The 19,466-nt window shown below is 36.8% G+C and carries 21 protein-coding genes; 8 read left to right on the forward strand and 13 right to left on the reverse strand.

Features of this window, described 5'->3' with window-relative positions:
- Positions 1-2: 2 nt before the first annotated feature.
- From H6F62_RS02015 to H6F62_RS02040, 6 genes are all read right to left on the reverse strand, one after another.
- Positions 3-551, reverse strand: coding sequence for an HNH endonuclease (locus tag H6F62_RS02015; RefSeq protein WP_190371210.1), 549 nt, complete (start codon positions 549-551; stop codon positions 3-5).
- A 40-nt stretch (positions 552-591) separates the two neighbouring features.
- Positions 592-1,065: a DNA phosphorothioation-associated protein 4 gene (locus H6F62_RS02020; RefSeq protein ID WP_190371211.1), complete on the reverse strand. Its 474-nt coding sequence runs from the start codon at positions 1,063-1,065 to the stop codon at positions 592-594.
- Positions 1,066-1,162: 97 nt separating this feature from the next.
- A complete protein-coding gene (locus H6F62_RS02025) occupies positions 1,163-1,723 on the reverse strand; it encodes a Uma2 family endonuclease (RefSeq protein WP_137907214.1) in 561 nt (186 codons plus the stop codon).
- Between the two features lie 45 nt (positions 1,724-1,768).
- Positions 1,769-2,407 carry a Uma2 family endonuclease gene (locus H6F62_RS02030; RefSeq protein ID WP_190371212.1) on the reverse strand — a complete coding sequence of 213 codons (639 nt, stop codon included), beginning with the start codon at positions 2,405-2,407 and terminating at the stop codon, positions 1,769-1,771.
- Between the two features lie 26 nt (positions 2,408-2,433).
- The gene (locus H6F62_RS02035) at positions 2,434-4,506 is read right to left on the reverse strand and encodes an AAA family ATPase (protein WP_190371213.1); all 2,073 of its coding nucleotides are present in this window, start codon (positions 4,504-4,506) and stop codon (positions 2,434-2,436) included.
- Positions 4,503-4,676, reverse strand: coding sequence for a hypothetical protein (locus H6F62_RS02040; protein WP_162501174.1), 174 nt, complete (start codon positions 4,674-4,676; stop codon positions 4,503-4,505). The genes H6F62_RS02035 and H6F62_RS02040 overlap by 4 nt, the downstream gene beginning before the upstream one ends.
- A 645-nt stretch (positions 4,677-5,321) precedes the next feature.
- On the opposite strand from H6F62_RS02040, the gene H6F62_RS02045 reads away from it, so the two are divergent.
- Positions 5,322-5,576 carry a Calvin cycle protein CP12 gene (locus H6F62_RS02045; RefSeq protein WP_137907211.1) on the forward strand — a complete coding sequence of 85 codons (255 nt, stop codon included), beginning with the start codon at positions 5,322-5,324 and terminating at the stop codon, positions 5,574-5,576.
- Between the two features lie 286 nt (positions 5,577-5,862).
- On the opposite strand, the gene H6F62_RS02050 is transcribed toward H6F62_RS02045, so the two are convergent.
- The 3 genes from H6F62_RS02050 to apcB form a co-directional block, all read right to left on the reverse strand.
- Positions 5,863-6,681 carry a TlyA family RNA methyltransferase gene (locus tag H6F62_RS02050; protein WP_137907210.1) on the reverse strand — a complete coding sequence of 273 codons (819 nt, stop codon included), beginning with the start codon at positions 6,679-6,681 and terminating at the stop codon, positions 5,863-5,865.
- 94 nt (positions 6,682-6,775) lie between these two features.
- The gene (locus H6F62_RS02055) at positions 6,776-7,435 is read right to left on the reverse strand and encodes a DUF1361 domain-containing protein (RefSeq protein ID WP_190371214.1); all 660 of its coding nucleotides are present in this window, start codon (positions 7,433-7,435) and stop codon (positions 6,776-6,778) included.
- Between the two features lie 277 nt (positions 7,436-7,712).
- Positions 7,713-8,222 carry an allophycocyanin subunit beta gene (apcB, locus tag H6F62_RS02060; RefSeq protein ID WP_137907208.1) on the reverse strand — a complete coding sequence of 170 codons (510 nt, stop codon included), beginning with the start codon at positions 8,220-8,222 and terminating at the stop codon, positions 7,713-7,715.
- A 371-nt stretch (positions 8,223-8,593) separates the two neighbouring features.
- Between apcB and glnA the strand changes: the two genes are divergently transcribed.
- Positions 8,594-10,009 carry a type I glutamate--ammonia ligase gene (glnA, locus tag H6F62_RS02065; protein ID WP_190371215.1) on the forward strand — a complete coding sequence of 472 codons (1,416 nt, stop codon included), beginning with the start codon at positions 8,594-8,596 and terminating at the stop codon, positions 10,007-10,009.
- Between the two features lie 68 nt (positions 10,010-10,077).
- Here glnA and H6F62_RS02070 read toward each other — a convergent pair whose 3' ends face one another.
- On the reverse strand, positions 10,078-10,278 hold the full coding sequence (locus H6F62_RS02070; RefSeq protein ID WP_137907206.1) for a hypothetical protein: 201 nt from the start codon (positions 10,276-10,278) through the stop codon (positions 10,078-10,080).
- A 239-nt stretch (positions 10,279-10,517) separates the two neighbouring features.
- On the reverse strand, positions 10,518-11,564 hold the full coding sequence (locus H6F62_RS02075; RefSeq protein WP_190371216.1) for an alcohol dehydrogenase catalytic domain-containing protein: 1,047 nt from the start codon (positions 11,562-11,564) through the stop codon (positions 10,518-10,520).
- A gap of 172 nt (positions 11,565-11,736) precedes the next feature.
- Between H6F62_RS02075 and mreD the strand changes: the two genes are divergently transcribed.
- Both mreD and ribD read left to right on the forward strand, forming a co-directional pair.
- Complete coding sequence (gene mreD / locus H6F62_RS02080; protein ID WP_137907204.1) at positions 11,737-12,354, forward strand: rod shape-determining protein MreD; 618 nt, start codon at positions 11,737-11,739, stop codon at positions 12,352-12,354.
- Between the two features lie 5 nt (positions 12,355-12,359).
- Positions 12,360-13,538: a bifunctional diaminohydroxyphosphoribosylaminopyrimidine deaminase/5-amino-6-(5-phosphoribosylamino)uracil reductase RibD gene (gene ribD, locus H6F62_RS02085; protein WP_137907203.1), complete on the forward strand. Its 1,179-nt coding sequence runs from the start codon at positions 12,360-12,362 to the stop codon at positions 13,536-13,538.
- Positions 13,539-13,555: 17 nt separating this feature from the next.
- Here ribD and H6F62_RS02090 read toward each other — a convergent pair whose 3' ends face one another.
- On the reverse strand, positions 13,556-13,774 hold the full coding sequence (locus H6F62_RS02090) for a hypothetical protein (RefSeq protein ID WP_028085144.1): 219 nt from the start codon (positions 13,772-13,774) through the stop codon (positions 13,556-13,558).
- A 388-nt stretch (positions 13,775-14,162) separates the two neighbouring features.
- Between H6F62_RS02090 and H6F62_RS02095 the strand changes: the two genes are divergently transcribed.
- Positions 14,163-16,307, forward strand: coding sequence for a DNA phosphorothioation-associated putative methyltransferase (locus H6F62_RS02095; RefSeq protein WP_190371217.1), 2,145 nt, complete (start codon positions 14,163-14,165; stop codon positions 16,305-16,307).
- A gap of 8 nt (positions 16,308-16,315) precedes the next feature.
- Here the strand turns inward: H6F62_RS02095 and H6F62_RS02100 are convergent, their stop codons facing one another.
- Positions 16,316-16,903: a hypothetical protein gene (locus tag H6F62_RS02100; RefSeq protein ID WP_190371218.1), complete on the reverse strand. Its 588-nt coding sequence runs from the start codon at positions 16,901-16,903 to the stop codon at positions 16,316-16,318.
- A 98-nt stretch (positions 16,904-17,001) separates the two neighbouring features.
- Here H6F62_RS02100 and H6F62_RS02105 point away from each other — a divergent pair, with 98 nt between their 5' ends.
- The 3 genes from H6F62_RS02105 to H6F62_RS02115 all read left to right on the forward strand — a co-directional run bounded on the left by H6F62_RS02105 (position 17,002) and on the right by H6F62_RS02115 (position 19,380).
- Positions 17,002-17,571: a pentapeptide repeat-containing protein gene (locus H6F62_RS02105; RefSeq protein WP_190371219.1), complete on the forward strand. Its 570-nt coding sequence runs from the start codon at positions 17,002-17,004 to the stop codon at positions 17,569-17,571.
- A gap of 306 nt (positions 17,572-17,877) precedes the next feature.
- The gene (locus tag H6F62_RS02110) at positions 17,878-18,882 is read left to right on the forward strand and encodes a DMT family transporter (RefSeq protein ID WP_190371220.1); all 1,005 of its coding nucleotides are present in this window, start codon (positions 17,878-17,880) and stop codon (positions 18,880-18,882) included.
- Positions 18,883-18,903: 21 nt separating this feature from the next.
- Entirely contained in the window at positions 18,904-19,380 is a 477-nt protein-coding gene (locus H6F62_RS02115; RefSeq protein WP_190371221.1) for an SET domain-containing protein-lysine N-methyltransferase, read from the forward strand.
- Positions 19,381-19,466 lie beyond the last annotated feature (86 nt).

The raw sequence follows: 19,466 nt of genomic DNA on the forward strand, positions 1-19,466 counted from the left end.
AATTATGACTGAAATATATGATAACGATGCCATTGCAAAGGTTCAATATCTGGAAAATATTTTTCTGCTTTAGGCAATATGAGTATTTCCCCATGAAATTCTGTTATTGTTCTACCATGGGGAGATACTTCTTCTAAGTCTTTGCTAACGATAATTTTGTATTTTTCATCAACAGCAAACCAACCTCTATCAAAAGCCCAATGATGATTTTTACAAAGTGCTATTCCGTTATGTATTCTACTGTCATAAAATGTAGAAAATGGCTTTATATGTGAGCCGTCAACAATATTTTGATTACCCGTTTTATTAACTTTCAACCCACAAAAAGCGCATTTACAATCATATACATAAACAACAGCTTTTCTAAAAAACGCATTTTTAATTAGTGTTTTTTTAAAACTCCATTTAGGGGTGTTGGTAATAACTCCTCTCATAATCAAATCTATCACGGTTAAAAGCAATATTGGTTTATATTTAGCATTGCCACGCTTGCGTCTATTACTGACTTTTAACTTAGAAAACTTTTCACAATAAAAACCAAGATTATTCATATCTAACTAACTACTTTGTAAAAAATGCAAACAAAATGAATTATTTCAAAAATCTACTTAAATCAAATTCTTCTTCTATATTATTTTCTTGATAATCTACTGCTTTCCTTAAAATCAGCAGAAATTGTATTTCATAATCAACAACTCCGCGCAATTGATTTTGTAATATTTCTAGTCCTCCATTAGCATATTCTTCAAATATTTGAGTCCGTTTATCCTCATATTCATCTTCTCTAGAAGCAAGTATTTGGATATCATTTGTCTCAACAATCCCTAATAATTTTATAATTTTGTCATAACCCAGCGAGGCAAAATTTTCCTGTGGAATTGGAGAAGGGTCTCTTTTTGTAGTATCTCGCAAAGGAACACTTTTTTTATACTTTACTCCTAATGCTGCTGCAAATATCATCACCTCCACATAAGTTTGGAAAAGTCCTGGTGTTTCCTTAGAAGCTAGTAACGATTTAACTAACTCAGCCTTATCTTGAGCAATTTTAATTCTATTTGCAGCCATAATTATAAAATCTACACCCTTAACATCATAAACCAACGCTAACTTACTAATACCACAATCTTACCCTCTTATTTGCGACTGTGCGCGAAACAAAGAATCAAAAAACATCCTCATAAACCAGAGAAAGAGGAAAAGTAAAATCAACACTAACTAAATGTACATCATCACCCTCAACAAAAGGATGTAACTCCCATAAACCCCTATCATTTAACCGAAAACAATCCAAACCCACCTTATCAGCACTAATTAAAACATATTCCTGCAAAGTTGGAATCTGTCTATATAACTGAAACTTACCTCCCCTATCATAAGCCTCCGTACTCGGAGAAAGCACCTCAACGACTAAACTAGGAAATTGAATAAACTTAAGCGCTTTTTTATCTTTAGGGTGACAACTAACAACAACATCAGGATAAGTAAACGGACCATTTTCCGATATACCCACTTTAGCATCAGCAATGTTAACACGACACTTACCACCTTTTAAATGATTTTTTAACCCAGAAGCTAAATTAAAAGCAATATCATTATGAGGAATAGTTCCCCCGGTCATAGCAAAAACTTCACCATTGATATATTCATATTTAATATCTTGCTTTTCCTCCCACTCCAAATACTCAAGAGGACTCATATAACTTCTATCAAAATTAGCAACCATAACATTTACCTCCTAATTTTCCGTAAAATAAATTAACTAAATAAATTAACTAAAAATTTGCAACAACCAGCGATTAACCTCACCATCATCTTGAGTTAAACTACGTTGAATGGCTTCCTGAACAGTAGATATTTGTAAACCTGGTAAAACCTTTGACTCCTCAATTCTTCTACTCCCACCGTCAATAATTTCCAAAGCAATAATATCATGATTATTAGCATCCATTACCCAATATTCCTTTACACCCAACCGTTCATAGAGTAATCGCTTAAACCCCAAATCATCATTAATAGAAGAAGCAGCAACTTCTACAACTAGAGTAGGTGCTGCTAACTCATTAATATTGACAGGAGAATTATTCAAAGGTGGAAATTTGATTTTATCCCCAATATAAAAAGCTAAATCAGGTTGACATTCACTTTCACCTATTTTCCTAAAGCTGGTATTAGTAGCTTCAATAATTTTGATATTTTTGAGAGTAGCAAATAAACTCACTACCTTAGAAACAATAGAATTATAACGGCCATGACGAAAACCAACTGGTAACATTTCTACCCTCATATAATTTTCATAAAAATAAAATCTTCCGTGCTGATAATCAGAATGTTCAGCGACTTCTAGAAATTCATCCCAACTTACCTTTACCCAACTATCAGTAACCAAACTTAAAGAACTAACAACCATAATTTTCTTCCTTTACGTGAAACATTCTAAACCCGTTCAACCTCAACAATTTCCGTATATTCAAAACCATTCAAACTCTGTCGCACCAAAGAATATCGTTCCCCATGTAACTCAATAAAATCCTGTTCACAATTAGGCTTAGAAGAATAATAAACCAAAACATATTCCTTCCCGATTTTATCAACAATTTCCTCCTCAACTTCTATCCTCCATTGAGTCTTAGTCACCAACACAACCAACTGATTTGCTAACTTAGGAATAGTACGCGCAATGTGACGACGGGAATTAGCATCTAAACTCCCAAAAGGAGAATCCATAACAATCGGAAAAGTGCTACTATCGGGAACCATCATCATTTTTTTCTTCTCACTCCAGTCGCGCACTTTATCAATAATACTAGCGATAAAAGACAGACTGAGAATTTGATTTTCTCCCGTAGAAGCTGCGACTGGTGCTTCAATTCCCGTGGTATTTTCCACCAAACTTAATTCATAGTTTTCGCTAATTTTGGGAATATAGGGAGTAAAAGAAATCTCTGAAAAGATTTCCTGTACTCGCTGTTCCAATTGCAGACGAAACTGATTTTCTTGACGGTTTTTCACTTCTAACAATCGTTCAATAGCATCCTGAGTAGCATTAATACGACGCTGTGCTAAAAATTGTTTTTCCTCATTTTGTTTTTGCTTAGATATTTGTTTGATCAAAGTATCCATACTTATTTTTAAGTGAGAAAGTTCCTGGTGATTTGCACCTTGTTCCCGATTTAATTCATCAATTTTAGATTCAATTTCATCCAGACGTTTTTGTAAATTACTAATTTCCTCATTGGGATCTTTTCGTAATTGTTCTTCAATAGTTGTTAATTCCAACTCCACTTGATTGAGATTTTCCCTCAACTGTTGAATTCTTAATTGTTCCCTATCCGCTTCTTCCCAAAAAGCAACAGCTTGTTTATCAATTTCGTCAACTTGGGCGCTCATTCTAATTGCGGTTTCTTCTACAGTTGAAGAACCGGCTTTTCGCATGAGATTCTTCACATGAAAATGAGTATGAGTTCCTTCCCTTAAATCTGCACCACAAATACAACGTCCAGTATTCAGTAAATCATTGACAAATTCCCGCGAAATCCCTGCTGTTAATTCACCACGTTTTTTTAAATCTATAAATATTTCCCGAAATTTAGCGGTAGTTTCTGTTAACAAAACAGTATAACCCCGTGCGGAAATAACTTTTTTTAAATTCTCCCGTGTTTTCTTCAATTCTGCTCGTAAACTATCTCTTTGCGATTCTAAATTTTGCCTTTTTTCCTGTAATTCCTTGACAGCACTCAACTCTCTTAGTTTATTACTGACTTCCTTTTTAAATACCTGTTGATATTCTAACTCTTGATTTATTTCCGTTTGACGTTTATTAATGGTCTCAATTTCTAATTCTTGCTTTTGTTGATTGGTCAATAATTGTTTAGTTTCTGAGTCACCAATATTTTTAAATTCAGTTTCTAAAGACTTTTTTGCTTCTTTCAAGTGTTTAATAGAAAGTTCAATCACTTCCACACCCAAAAAAATTCTAATTGCTTCTGCGATTTCTGCTTTATTATGAGAACGCACAATTTCCTCAATACGTTCACCGTCAAAGAAAAAATATTGATGTAAACTTAATGGTAGAATTTGGGTAATGATTTCCTCTGGTAACTGATTAGGAATTTTCCATTGACCATCATCTCCAGCTAACCACATAGTTAACTGAGTTTTACCAGTTTCTATTAAATCACTTTGGTTTTTATAGACTCGACAACCACGTTTAGCACGATAGCGAATATTTTCATGTTCCCAACCAATTTCTACTGAACATTCTACAGGTTGACCAGGTTCAGATTCTGCGATCGCACGTTTATTTACTAACTGTTCGGTTGACGCAAAAGCAGCACTAAATTTCTCATATAAAACCCAAGTAAACCCATTCAAAATACTAGTTTTACCTGCTCCATTACTACCATAAATCATCGTTGTATTGCGAATATCTCCATTAGCTAAAATTATCTCTGGAGTTTTCCCATAAAACGAACGAAAATTACATAATTTAATAGAAGTTAGCCTCATTGCACTGCTTCCTTAACAATTGCGAGAATATCATCATTAATATGGCCTTTGCTTTTTCTATCTAATCTACTTTTTTCTAATCTCCATACTCTTTCAATAATTTGCTTTACTTCTGGTGGTGCGCTGGAAATTGGTTCTTGAACATCTTCAATATTTGATTCTGGTATCATCCTAAAACTGCAATCAATGTTTCTTTTATTTTAACCAGTTTTGATATGATAAATATCATCTACACAAAATTTTTCTCAGGGACTTCCAAAAAATAAATTATCCTTGTCATCATAGCTTCACTAAAAAAAGTATAAAAAGAGGACTGATGTAGTAGATTTATAGTCTTCTAAAATGACAACTCAAAAACAACAAATAAACCATGGTTGATATCTTCACACTATTGCAATATTTACTACCAAAAATAAAATTGACAACAACGACGCAAAGCTACTGTCAAATATTTTAATTATTTGATACTTTAGCATTGATAAATTATTACTTATGAATAAGTAAGTCAGGATTATATCATCATAAGATAAAAAAGTATATAAATTAACTAAAAATAAATATTTAAATTGTTAATCTTAAAAAGAGTTTACTAACTTTGAATAATTGCATAGGATTACTATTTTATTTTTGAATAAAATATCAAAAGTTTAATGTGTTACGCTATGTTAAGCATAGCCTACATATCTTTTCAAAAATTAAACTGGATTCCTATATTTATTTGCGTTTTATTATTTAAACGTAAATAAAAATTATTCATTAGTAATCATTAAAGTTCTTAATTAACCTTTATTTTCCTCAACAAAGGTAATCTGATCATGACATTCTTAAACGAAGTTATTAATGGTAAAAAACCCATTGAAGAAGCAATTATTGAAGCTATTGTTAAAGCCAGAACAACTTGTGAAGAAAATGGTAATAATTCTGTTAATTGTGCAGTAGCTTGGGATATTGTTGAAGAATTGCAAATAGAAAAAGCCCATCAAAAACAAGCAAAACATCGAAAAACAAGCTTAGAAGACTATTGTGAAATGTATCCAGACGCTTTGGAGTGTTTAATTTACGATATTTAATTTAAATAGCTACACTTCAAAAAAAAATAGATATTTAGATCTCCGACTTATCGAAAAAGTTGGAGATTTATATACTAAATGAGTTTATTGAGATTTTTATATAATTTACAACAATGCTATTGTTTAACCTTGCATTAGTTGGTAAAAACATTGCATTATTAGTTTTTTAAAATTTATTTTTACTTGATGACATTACATTATGAATGTATAGCGTTACATTAGTAATGGATAAACTTGCATAATTAATAATTATATTTACAGAAAGACTGTAAAGTTTAATTACTGATTATTTTTTGATGAACTCCTGAATTACTTGTTTAGTAATGTCTTGAATAGTAGCTAAGGTTGGTGGTATAATATCGCTTTCCATTTTTAACCACAAAAGATATTCAATATTTCCCGCAGGTCCAGTTATGGGAGAATAAGTTAAACCTTTATATTTCCAACCTAATTCTAAAGCCTTTTGCATGACCTGAAAAATTGCATCTGCTTGGTCATCAGAATCACGCACAACGCCTTTTTTCCCTATGCGAGACCTCCCAACTTCAAATTGAGGTTTTACCAGCAATACAGCCTCTCTGGAAGGTTGTGTTAATCCCCAAACAGCAGGTAAAATTTTAGTGAGAGAAATAAACGAAACATCAACAACCACCAAATCAGGAAATATAGCATTTTCAGTATATAATTCCTGTGGTTGTAATTGACGTAAATTCGTGCGTTCCCTTAAAATTACCCTTTGATCATTTCTGATTTTCCAGTCAACTTGTCCATAACCGACATCAATTCCATAAACTTGTTTCGCACCAGATTTTAACAAACAATCTGTAAAACCTCCGGTAGAAATTCCCCCATCTAAACAAATTCTTCCCCTTACAGAAATCGCAAATTGTGCTAAAGCTTTAGCCAATTTTTCTCCACCACGGGAAACAAAAAGAGGACGTTCTTTAACTTGAATTTCTGCGGTAATATCAACCTCAGTTCCCACCTTATCAATTATTTGTTGATTTACAGTTACTTCTCCAGCTTGAATAAGTCTTTGTGCTTGTTGACGAGAAGAAGACAATCCCAAATCAACTAATAATGTATCTAATCTTTGTTTAACCAATGTTACCTTCTTTAATGCTTACAAAATCTCCAAATTGCAGATTTTAGTCATTTAAAATATTATCTAATTAAAACGATGAATTTTATCATCTGAATTAAAACCTGTGAATATGACGAACCTGAACTTTATCACGTGGATCAAAACCTTTATCAACAAAATTCAAAATAATTTTTTTCAGCAACCAATGTAAACCGCAAAGAATGATAAAAGTGAGTATAATGATAATTAATGGTTGTTTACCAAGAAGTTCCTCCACACCTTTTGTAATTATTTCATCTGGTTGAGTGACAAAATCCCAACTATTAAAACGCAAAAATCTTCCCCAATAAATACCCACAGCACAAAGAGCGTGAGTAATTAACTCAACTGGAAAAATCCATTTACTTTTATCAATGCGATGTAAATAATAACCCAGGTTTATTAATGATATGACATAGGCAGCAAAACCGGAGAAAATTACTACAAAATAAACAGGAATTAAGACTAATGTAATCATCCATATTGACTGGACTGTGCGAATATCATGTATTAAGTGAATAACATCAGTTAATAAATAAGGTGCGTTTGGTAAAAAAGCGTAAAAAGTCAGGGATACTGGCCAACGCAACCAAGAACGACTACGTTTATTGCGAAATAACCAAACACTTAAAGCTAAGGGAATAAAAGCTAAAAATAAATTCCATGTCATCCACCGCATATTTACTTGTAATATATGCAGAACAGTTTTCATTAATTCAATGATTTCTGGTTTCATACAATTTTAATAGTATTAACTAGAATAATTTCTGTTTTTGGTTATACAAGTTGTACAGCATTCATATTATAAATCATTTTTATATCAAAATGGACTGCCAATAAATTATTTTATTGAACGAACCACTCCAGAAGCAGATCACACGGAGGTTTGATTATGAAATCATAACATTAAAAAATTGTTAAAAAATTGAAGATCTTTAACTCTGCGACTTTGTACCTTTGCGAGAAATAAAATCTAGGGGTAATTCATATTACCCCTAACAATTAATTAAGTCTTAAATATCAATCTCACTCAACTCACGAGTGATATAATCAAAAGGCTCATCCACAAAAGCAGCATTGGTAATACCTGCAACTGCTACTTGTTCTTTAACAAGATCCTTCATAATTTGGATACCTTGCACTGTCGAACCAATGGGTACACCCAAGGAATTGTAAGTTTCCCGTAGTCCTTGTAACACACGCTCGTCAAGTACATTCATATTACCTGCAACTAACGCATAGGTAGCATAGCGCAGATAATAGTCCATATCCCGTAAACAAGCCGCAAAACGACGAGTTGTATAAGCATTACCACCGGGACGAATTAATTCTGGTAACTGTGCAAATAACTTTGCACCAGCTTGTTTAACAATTGCGGCTGCATTAGCATTAATTGCGGCTGCGGCTTGTATTCTGGCTGTTCCACTCTCAAAGTAAGATTTGAGACTATCAATGGCGTTCCGGTCAAAATAACGACCGGTTACGTCATAATTCTTAATTAAAGTTGTAACGGCATCGCGCATTTTTTTTCTCCCAATTGTCAACTATTTATGGTTTGATATTAAATTGGCTGCAATTACGCACCAATAAAATTTAGTGCCAATTCGCATAAAATAGACTTTGGCACAAAACTATCCATCTGCTACTTAAGGATTTTATGCCAAAGTTGACCCCTGATGATAAAGTTTATAGTTTTGTACAAATTACGAAAGAAAGGTTAACATAACCTGTAATCCAGACAATCTGTAACTAACATGACAAAATCATGTCAAGTTAACTATTTACGATATTTCAGGTGGTGTGTGACAACTTGGTTTAGCGTAACAGGGTGAGAACGTCTTATCATGGTTTGGGTTTATATTAGGTAATTGGCTACAGAAGGAGTAAAGTAAAAATGGCAACCCCAAAAGAAATCTTGAAGCGGATTCAAGACGAAAAAATTCAGATGATTGATCTGAAATTCATTGATACACTGGGAACTTGGCAGCATTTGACTATGTACCAAGACCAAATTGATGAAAGTTCATTCTCTGACGGTGTTCCCTTCGACGGTTCTAGTATTCGGGGTTGGAAGGGTATCGAAGAATCTGACATGACAATGGTACTTGATCCTAATACCGCTTGGATCGATCCCTTCATGAAAGAACCAACTCTAAGTATCATTTGTAGTATTAAAGAACCTCGTACAGGCCAGTGGTATAATCGGTGTCCCCGCGTTATTGCCCAAAAAGCCATAGACTACTTAGCTTCTACTGGACTTGGTGATACAGCTTTCTTCGGTCCTGAAGCTGAATTTTTCATTTTTGACGATGTCCGCTACGACCAAACCACCAACTCAGGTTACTACTACGTGGATTCTGTAGAAGGTCGTTGGAATACTGGTAGAGAAGAAAAACCTAACCTGGGTTACAAAACCCGCGTTAAGGAAGGTTACTTCCCTGTACCACCCACAGACAGCTTTCAAGATATGCGGACAGAAATGCTGTTGATCATGAAAGATTGTGGTGTACCTATTGAAAAACAACACCATGAAGTGGCTACCGGTGGTCAGTGCGAACTTGGTTTCCGTTTTGGTAAGTTAATTGAAGCTGCTGACTGGTTAATGACTTACAAATATGTCATTAAGAACGTTGCTAGAAAATATGGCAAAACTGTCACCTTCATGCCTAAACCCATTTTTGGTGATAATGGTTCTGGTATGCACTGTCACCAGTCTATCTGGAAAAATGGTCAACCTCTATTTGCGGGTGACAAGTACGCTGGTATGAGTGAAATGGGACTTTACTACATTGGTGGTATTCTCAAACACGCTCCAGCATTATTGGCAATCACTAACCCCACAACAAACTCTTACAAGCGTCTTGTACCTGGTTATGAAGCACCTGTAAACTTAGCTTACTCCCAAGGTAATCGTTCGGCTTCCGTCCGCATTCCTCTTTCTGGAAATAACCCCAAAGCCAAGCGCTTAGAATTTCGTTGTCCAGACGCTACTTCTAACCCTTACTTGGCTTTTGCGGCTATGCTTTGTGCTGGTATTGACGGTATCAAAAACAAAATTCATCCGGGTGAACCCTTAGATAAAAATATCTATGAACTTTCCCCAGAAGAATTATCTAAGATTCCTTCTACTCCCGGTTCTTTAGAATTGGCTTTGGAAGCTTTGGAAAATGATCACGCTTTCTTAACTGAAACTGGCGTTTTCTCTGAAGATTTCATTCAGAACTGGATTGATTACAAGGTCGCTAACGAAGTTAAGCAAATGCAATTGCGTCCACATCCTTATGAATTCTTCTTGTATTACGATTGCTAATTACAACAATTACTAACGTACAAGTAGTAAATTTTTTAGCCACCCTCTGGGGTGGCTTTCTTTTTCTCTTAACTCATAGTCGCTTGGCTACGTCCATAAAGCGTCTGCGTAGCTGCATCCATCTTACCTTGAATGGGATTCCAATAGTGAGACATTCCTTCATGCAAACCAAGTTCTTGTGCAGCACGCATCAACATGGATTGTTGACGGTTTTTAGCTTGCTGATGTTGACGCACCATCAATTGACGAGCTTTTTCTTGAATAGACATGACACTACCTCCCTGTATTTATTTACTAAGAAATAATTTCCTACTTCCTGCAATCTGATGATAACACAAAAATCTGTAGTGTAAACTACAGAATCTTAAATAAATATGATTATATTTCTTCTATGCTGCTTGTACTCTACATGATTACATAAAAATATGTAGTGTAAACTACAAAATTAAGAAATGATATAAAACTTCATAAATGCTTTCAGTTTCAAACCCCCTCTCCCCTGGTTTTCTTAGGGATAGATTAAGATTTTATAAGTTTCTGCTGTCGGGGCGATCGCTTGGTCTACGGCTTGTGGTAGATCTTGTAGGGGATAGCGATCGCTAATTAAAGCTTTAACATCAATGCGGCGATTAAAGACAATATCCGCAGCTAGACTTTGTAAACGGTAGGATGAGCTATAACTACCCATTAAATCTATTTCTCGACGATAGAGGATATTAGGATTAATGGGAATAGTCAATTCATCAGGAAATTCCGCAAAAAATAGGATTTTTCCACCTTTGCGAGTACAGTCCAAAGCTTGAAAAAACGCTTTATCGCTAGGAACAGCTAATAAAGTGACATCGACACCCATACCCCCAGTCAAAGCTTGAACTTTCGCAGTTAAATTAGAATCACGGGCATCAAAAGCTGCTTTTGCGCCTACTGCTAGGGCTTTTTCAATTCTAGAAGGTAAGAGGTCTGTAGCGATCGCTTTAGCCCCAAAGAACTTCACCAACATCATAAACATTAAGCCAATGGGACCTGCACCAGTGACCAGAACAGTTTGTCCAGGTGCAATTTGAGCTTTTTTAACAGCTTTTAAACAGCAATTAGTAGGTTCAACAAAACTAGCTTCTTCAAAACTGATATGATCAGGAATGGGAATTAAGCCACCATTTTCCACAATGTGGGCTGGAACTTTCACATACTCAGCAAAACCGCCGCCACTGGGGTTAAAACCCGCGCTAGTGGAGATATTTTTATAAACATCGCACATGGAAAAATTATCATTTAAGCAATAGGCGCAACGCATACATGGTATATGGTGCATCACCGCTACCCGTTGTCCTACTTGCCACCCTTGCACCTGAGAACCAACAGCCGCAATAGTTCCAGCAGTTTCATGTCCAAATATGCGTGGCGGTTCATACAAAGGATAGCGAATCTTTTTAATATCTGACTGACACAAACCGACAACCCGCACCTGCACCAAAACTTCATCTGCTTCCAGTGTGGGAACTGGGACTTCTTCGTAAGATAATTGATTTACGCCTCTAAATACTTGTGCTTTCACGTTGTTTTTTTATCATTCAACGTTACTAGATTTAACATTTTGTGGTTAAAGTTAGGTTATGGAGTTTGACTTTTGTATTTCAGCTTCTTGTAATTGCTGCTCTAAGCTTTTTTCAAATCTTGGGAATGCTTCAATATCTGCTGATAAAAGATAATCACCAATCACCGAAACGATGAAAATACCCGGATTTCCTGGAGAAAGGAACAAAAAAGCAGCAACACCAGCCCGAAAATCCCGTTTTTTGATTCCGCCATTAGTCCAATGGCATCCTTGGTGGTGTCAATTTATAGATTGGATGATCACATTCGGGACAGTGCTGTTATGTTTACTAATGTTGCCAACTCGCCTCCCCGGTATGGAGTTATTAGGCATAGCTCCTAACTGGCTACTAATTTGGGTGGTATCTTGGAGTGTAAATCGCTCAGTATTATCTGGCATACTATCAGGTATTATTTTGGGGCTATTGCAAGACGCAATGACATCACCAGATCCAACTCATGCCTTGGGTTTGGGAATAATAGGGATGTTAACGGCACTAATCCAAAAGCAGCGGTTTATTCAAGAAGACTTTATTTCTATTGCTTTAATTGTATTTGGGATGGCTGTGGTCGCAGATACTATTTTTGCTGTGCAGTTGTCCTTGGCAGGAAATCGTCATGTAGCCAGCATTTGGATCTATTACCAGCGTGTTACCCTAGCATCGGCAATTCTTAGCAGTTTGTGGGCACCGGTAGTTTATTATCCTCTTAATCGCTGGTGGCAGCAGATAAAATTAATTCGTAACTCATAAGTCCAATGGATAAGCACCCGGAAATCTCGCCAACATCCCTATCTTTTCCTGAAGATCCTCTTGTAGAACAGCCTGTAGTCACAGAAATAATCGCTAATGACTTTGATTCTGCGATGATGCTACGCTGTCTGGAACTAGCTGCTATGGCCTTGGGGCAGACTTCACCAAATCCCTTAGTCGGGGCGGTAGTTGTTCAAAATGGGGAGGTTGTGGGGGAAGGGTTTCATCCCCGTGCAGGTGAACCTCATGCAGAAGTTTTTGCCCTCAGAGCAGCGGGAGAACGAGCGCGAGGCAGCACTATTTATGTCAGTCTTGAACCCTGCAACCACTATGGACGCACTCCCCCCTGTTCAGAAGCATTAATTAATGCTGGAGTGTCTAAGGTGGTGGTGGGAATGGTTGATCCTAATCCCCTAGTCGCTGGTGGCGGTATGGCGCGATTACGTGCCGCTGGTATAGAAGTTGTCGTCGGCGTGGAAGAAGCAGCTTGTCGGCGATTAAATGAAGGGTTTATTCATCGTATTCTCTATCAGCGGCCTTTAGGGATTTTGAAATATGCTATGACCTTAGATGGCAAAATTGCTACTACTTCCGGTCATAGTACTTGGGTAACAAATCAAGATGCCCGCACGGAGGTTCATCGCCTCAGAGCCGCTTGTGATGCTGTTGTTGTCGGTGGAAACACTGTGATACAAGATAACCCTTATTTAACTAGTCATAACAGTAATGCTCACAATCCCCTGCGAGTAGTGATGAGTCGAAGTCTGAATTTACCAGAACAAGCTCGCTTGTGGGATACTCGGGAAGCTCCAACTTTAGTTTTTACGGAGGTTGGTAGCTCACAGACTTTTCAAAATATGCTGCGGGAAAAAGGGGTGGAGGTATTGGAATTTAGATCACTGACTCCAGAACAAGTTATGACTCATTTATATGAGCGCGGTTTTTGTAGCGTGCTATGGGAATGTGGTGGTATTTTAGCAGCTAATGCGATCGCTCAAGGCGCAGTCCAAAAAATTATGGCATTTATCGCCCCCAAAATTATTGGTGGAAATCATGCTCCCACACCTGTAGGAGATTTAGGTTTAACCAGTATGACTCAAGCTTTACCTCTGGAACGGGTAAGTTGGCGAATTGTTGGTTCTGACTGCTTAGTAGAGGGTTATTTACCATCAGTAATTAAATAAATAGCATAGACACTTAATCATGTTTGTTGACGTTCATAAGCTAAATCACGAATCAGACTCAGCCGAGATTGAATATAATCACAGAGGAAATCAATCTCACTGGCATCTAAGAAGGCTTGATTAGTGATTTGTTTTACCAACCACTGCACTAAACTATCATCATCAAGCTGCAAAAGCGTTACTGTGTGGGTAGCTTCAATTATAGACCAAAGCTGACGCATGATTGTGGGAGTCATTAGACCTCTATTTAATCATTAGTTAGTTGTTTTCAGATTACACAATTCTCATATTAAGTGACTGCATAAATCCACAACTAGATATAAGTATTATTAAAAATTTAATAATTAGACAAATATCTTAATTTTAATCAAGAATTGTCAATTTATATGAATTAACAAAACTTTACTCATCTCAAATTTTTGTTTCTGGCCTTTTCGCTCTTTTTGCTATATTTGATGAATATAAGAACGAACCTACTAGGACACAGAGGACACAGAGGACGGAGAGAAATCAGGCTTTGATCGGTTTTTGTCTAAGTTATTACGTTTTTTATTCCCATTTTCAGCTTTTTGTACTAAAGTAATTTTAATCAGGTTATCTCTATTTTTACAAGATGACAGATTCATGTTTGAACCTGACAATATCACCCATACCCTTGAGGAAAACCTCTCCAAGTTTTATCCTCTTGAACTCGGTAACATAATTCAATATTGCCAAAATAGTCCCTTTGGCAAAATTTTACCTGATGCTTTTTACATTCATGTTTTAGCATTACATACTCTTGACCCTTGGCTGCAAGAATATGAAGGTTGCGTTCGTAGGGCTTTACCTCAAGTTCAGTCAGCAACTATAGTTAAATTTAGCACCAATAAACCGAAAATTTCCTATTTATTTTATCCTGATTTTGATACAGACCCTCATCCATCTTTACACTATAGTATTCAGGTGGATTTAGCAACTCTAGAGGTTGGTTATCGGGATTACAGCGATTCGGAAAATCCCCCCATTTTACACCGCAAAGAAACTTTTGTTACCCCAGAATATCCTTTGTATGCAGAGTTCGCCGCCTTAACTCGCACTCAAGTAGCTTTAGGTCTACTTAATCATACTAAAGGCATTGGTACTAAGTTAGGTTGGGAACAAAGGCTACAAATTTTTGGAGTGGAAATTCAGGGACATCACTTAATTCAACGGGAAAGCCGTTCTGTAGACACAACCATAGTCCCAAAAATAGAGCGTCACAAAGCCGCAATTATCCGTCCTGATTTATCCCGTCCCGTCCGTTTAGCCCTGGAATCTGGCTTATTTAGTCCAGAAACCACCTTTTTTGATTACGGTTGTGGACATGGTGGAGATGTGACTCGTATGGCTGAACAAGGTTATATAAGTTCTGGCTGGGACCCGTACTATTCCCCAGACACACCCCGCATGGCTGCGGATATTGTCAATATTGGTTTTGTGATCAATGTCATTGAAAATACTAGCGAGCGCCGGGAAGCCCTAATTCAAGCCTGGGAACTCACTCAAAGGGTACTGTTAGTAGCCGCTCAGGTGTTGATAGCCGACATTAAACGCGGTGTCATTGCCTATGGCGACGGAGTGATCACTAATCGTAACACATTTCAGAAATATTATGAACAAGAAGAATTAAAAATTTACATTGACCAAGTGTTAGGAGTGGATGCTATTCCCGTGGACTTGGGTATTTATTTTGTCTTTCGAGATGAAGCTAACGCGGAGTTATTTCGGGTTTCTCGTTTCCGGTCTCGTGCTACTACCCCTAGAATACGTAATTGTGTGAAACAGTTTCAGGAATACCAAGAATTATTGACTCCCCTGATGAATTTTATCACAGAACGGGGAAGACTTCCGATTAAAGGTGAATTACCCCAAGAGGCGGAAATTGCTCAGGAATTTGGGAGTTTACGCCGGGCTTTTAATGTCATTATACAGGCAACTGACTCAGAAGAATGGCAAGCGATCGCTGACAAACGCCGTCAAGATCTAATGGTTTATTTAGCACTGTGTAATTTTAGCCGTCGTCCCAGATTAGGACAATTAGCACCAGCGGTAAAGGAGGACATAATTGGTTTATATAGTAGTTATAAACAAGCTTGTTTAGACGCTGATCAAATGTTACGTAGTTTAGGAAATACAGAACTAATCATTAAACGTTGTCAAGAAAGCAAAGTAGGTAAAAAACTTCCTAATTCCCTTTTGGTACATATTTCCGCATTACAAGCAATAGACCCCTTATTACGGCTTTATGAAGGCTGCGCTAGTCGTACCATTGGCAGATTAGAATCCGCAAATGTGATTAAATTCCATCTAAAAACACCGAAAATATCCTATTTATTTTACCCTGATTTTGATACCAACCCCCACCCAGTGTTATCAAAAGTGATGACAATTGATTTAAGAGACTTGCAAGTTACTTATCAAGATTATGATCTAGAAGATGACCCACCAATACTACACCAAATAGATACTTTAGTCACTCCCGATTATCCCCAATATGAGAAATTTGCTAAATTAACTCGTCAAGAAGAAAACAGAGGACTTTTGGATAATTGGCACAGTATTAGTCATCTTTCTGGTTGGAAAAAATGCTTAAAAGAAAATTGCACTGTTATTAACGGTTATAGGTTAAGTTGGTGCAAGGATGCGGATGCTTATAAGTTAAAAGCACTTAAAGCAGCTTTGAAAACTCGACAAAAAAAGAAGAATGTTACTCACGCACGCTCCGAGAGTCGCACAGAGGAGGAATAGAGGTTTCTTTAAGTTTGTTTTGTTTGTTTTGCTAGTTTTATCCAGGTTTCAATTCCTTTTTTTGTCGGTGTTCCTAAGTTATTAAATGTCCAAATATCCCGTTTATGTTGTTGTCCATAACTAATGTGAATTGGTTGATAGTTACTATAAAAATATAGGGAATCAAAAGGTAGTTTACTTTGTAATATCCATTGTACTAATTCTGTGCTGGGTAAGTCTATAATCAAAAAATCACAAGCCGCACCTAATCTTTGACAGTAATATTGACCATTCTTGTTAATTTCATGGCTAATATGTTGGTCAATATTTGGGGCTACACGCCCATTTTTTTGACCTGTAACTGGGTCTTTTTTCTCAAGATACTTTTTTAAGTCTGAAGAACAAAAACCGTAGGTAAGATCAAATTTATCTCTACCAAAATAATCTATAATTGGGTCAATGATAAATTTGTTTAAATCCTGTAAAGCCGGAATTACTTCCGGTAGATTTTGTGGATAGGGATTGATATTTTGGGCGTATTTATGATAAGTTTGAGTGCAGGTACAAAATTCTTCTAAAGTTAGATATTTGCCTAGTTTTAAACTGCTATTATTCATGAATACAGAAGCATTAAGGTTAGCTGTTATATTGTATCATTTAATTGATAATCAAAGATGTATACTAATTTCCCTCTTCCCTTTATCAAGGTCTATATATGAATGTTCAAGAACTTTTAGCTAGATACGCGACAGGAGAAAGAAGTTTTAATGGCATTGTCTTAAAAGGAGCAAACCTAGAAGGAGTCAACTTGGGTGGTGTGGACTTTGGTAGAGCAGATTTAAGAGGAGCAAATCTGACAGATGCTTTTTTAAGTGGAGCTAATTTGAGTAAAGCAAATTTACAAGGAGCAAAATTAAAAGGAGCGCACTTATCTGAAATTATTCTCTGTGGTTCTGATTTAACTCAAGCTACATTGGAAATGGCACATTTAAACGAATCCGACCTCAGCGGGGCATTATTAAGTGGTGCTAACTTGTGTGATGCTAATTTACACATGGCCTCAATTTCTGCTGCAAATCTCCGGGGAGCAAACTTGAGTGGTGCGAAAATGGGGGGTGTGAGAATGTGGAAAGCAGACTTACAAGGAGCAGACTTGAGCGGTGCTGATTTAAGCGAGGCTAATTTGTGCGAAGTTAATTTAACAGGTGCAAATTTAAATGCTACAGATATGAGCGAAACATTCTTAACAGGTGCCATTATGCCTGATGGTAGCATACATAGTTGACTTTTTTGTCTGTAAGCGTGGGTAAACTAGGTTCAATGAGAGTGAGTTGATGGTGTTTAATGGCTTGACTGCGGAAGCGTTGACTGAGCGGGCTATTGAGTTAGTGCATTAAGTTTTGTAACCGCAGATATACGTAAGTTTATGCAAATGAGAGTGCATAAACGAAGTATTTTTATGTTGCGTATATTTGCGAGTTTTATTATTTTAAAATCATAAACAGAAAATATTGATTTTTTGGAAATTCTTGTATTATTTAGAATTAGTATGTTAACATGATCAGGGCAGTTTTTTACGACGTTGTGCTTAATGACCATAGGATTAAATAATTACTCTGAGAAATCACCAAACACTCTCCATGCTTGGGGTATAGCAGTGTTGCTTTTCGTCACTCTTATCTGGGGTACGAGCTACCCAATTCTTAAATCAGCCCTTAGTAGTCTTTCTCCTTCAGTAATATTTGCAACTCGTTTTGTAGTAGCAGCATTACCTTTCACCCCCTATTTGCGTTTTCTGAATCTTCCCCTGCTACGGGATGGAGTTTTATTGGGACTGATAATTTTTAGTACCTTAACCCTGCAAACAGTTGCCCTGGAGACTACCTCTGCCAATCATGCTGCATTTATCGCCAGTTTTAACGTCATTCTAGTTCCTCTACTGGGACAACTACTAGGTCGGCAAGTATTTCTGAAAACCTTTCTCTCCGCAGCAATTGCCATCTTTGGCGTGGGAGTGATGTGTTGGGAGAGTGAACAGATAGTAATTGGCGATTTCTTGATGTTAGGCAACGCATTTCTCTACTCGATTTACATTCTCAAGCTTGAGTCTATTACGTTGCGCCACCCTATTTTGCCACTAACGGCGATCCAGATATGGGTAATAGCAATAGTGTCTTTAATCTGGGGAGCGCCAGATTTGGCTAGACAGCAGGAGGTAATAGGTGCAAACTTTGGTGTAATCTTGTATCTAGGGTTGATTGATACTGCTGCTACTATTGTTCTCCAAGTATTAGCTCAAAGATGGGTTAACGCTTACGAAACGGCTCTAATGTATACTCTTGAGCCAATTTTTGCAGCGGTTTTCTCGTTTCTAATACTAGGAGAGCAACTGGGAATACGTGGTCTAATTGGCGCAACTTTTGTGTTGGTTGCAATGGTTTTTGGTCAGACCAAATCCCAGGAAACTGAGCAGGATAGGGGAATAGAAGTTAAAGAGCCTATTGTTGCCGCACTTTCACCTGCTGATACTGAGTCAATTAATGTTCCAGTGTCGCTTCTCAATGGCAATCTGATAGAATCGCGTTTAGATTTGTAATCTCTACTAAAAAATATGATCATGGACTTAGATACCTTGGTAAAAGTAACAAATAAAGGCAAGAGCGTTTTTGCCAACCGATACTTCCGCAAAGGTGAGACTGTGGTGGTTGGAAGAAAAGTGGAAATCCTGTCAGAAAGAACTATGCACTCTTTACAAATGGATTTTGATCTCCATGTAGAATTCAATGAGCCGGGACGATTACTCAATCATTCTTGTAACCCAAATACAGGAGTTCGGAATAATAAATTTGGAGGCTACGATTTTGTAGCATTGGTTGATATTCCTGCTGGAACTGAGATTACCTGGGATTATGAGACAACAGAGTATATTAGTATTGCAGTTCCAGAGTGTTGTTGTGGCTCTCCTCAATGTAGATTAAATATCAGAGGATTCAAGTTTCTCCCTCTCGAAATCAAGAAAAAGTATGGTGAGTATATCGCCGATTACCTGAAAATAAACATCCCTGAAAGTGTCACACAATTGACTATTAAATAAATAGTGGTTTTTTACTAAAACCCTTCTTGACAAGAGAAGATTTTTCAGGAAGGGTTTGGGAGACAGTGATACAAAAATTTACAAAT

It is taken from the genome of Anabaena sp. FACHB-1391, assembly GCF_014696755.1.
Taxonomy (GTDB): Bacteria; Cyanobacteriota; Cyanobacteriia; order Cyanobacteriales; family Nostocaceae; genus Dolichospermum; species Dolichospermum planctonicum.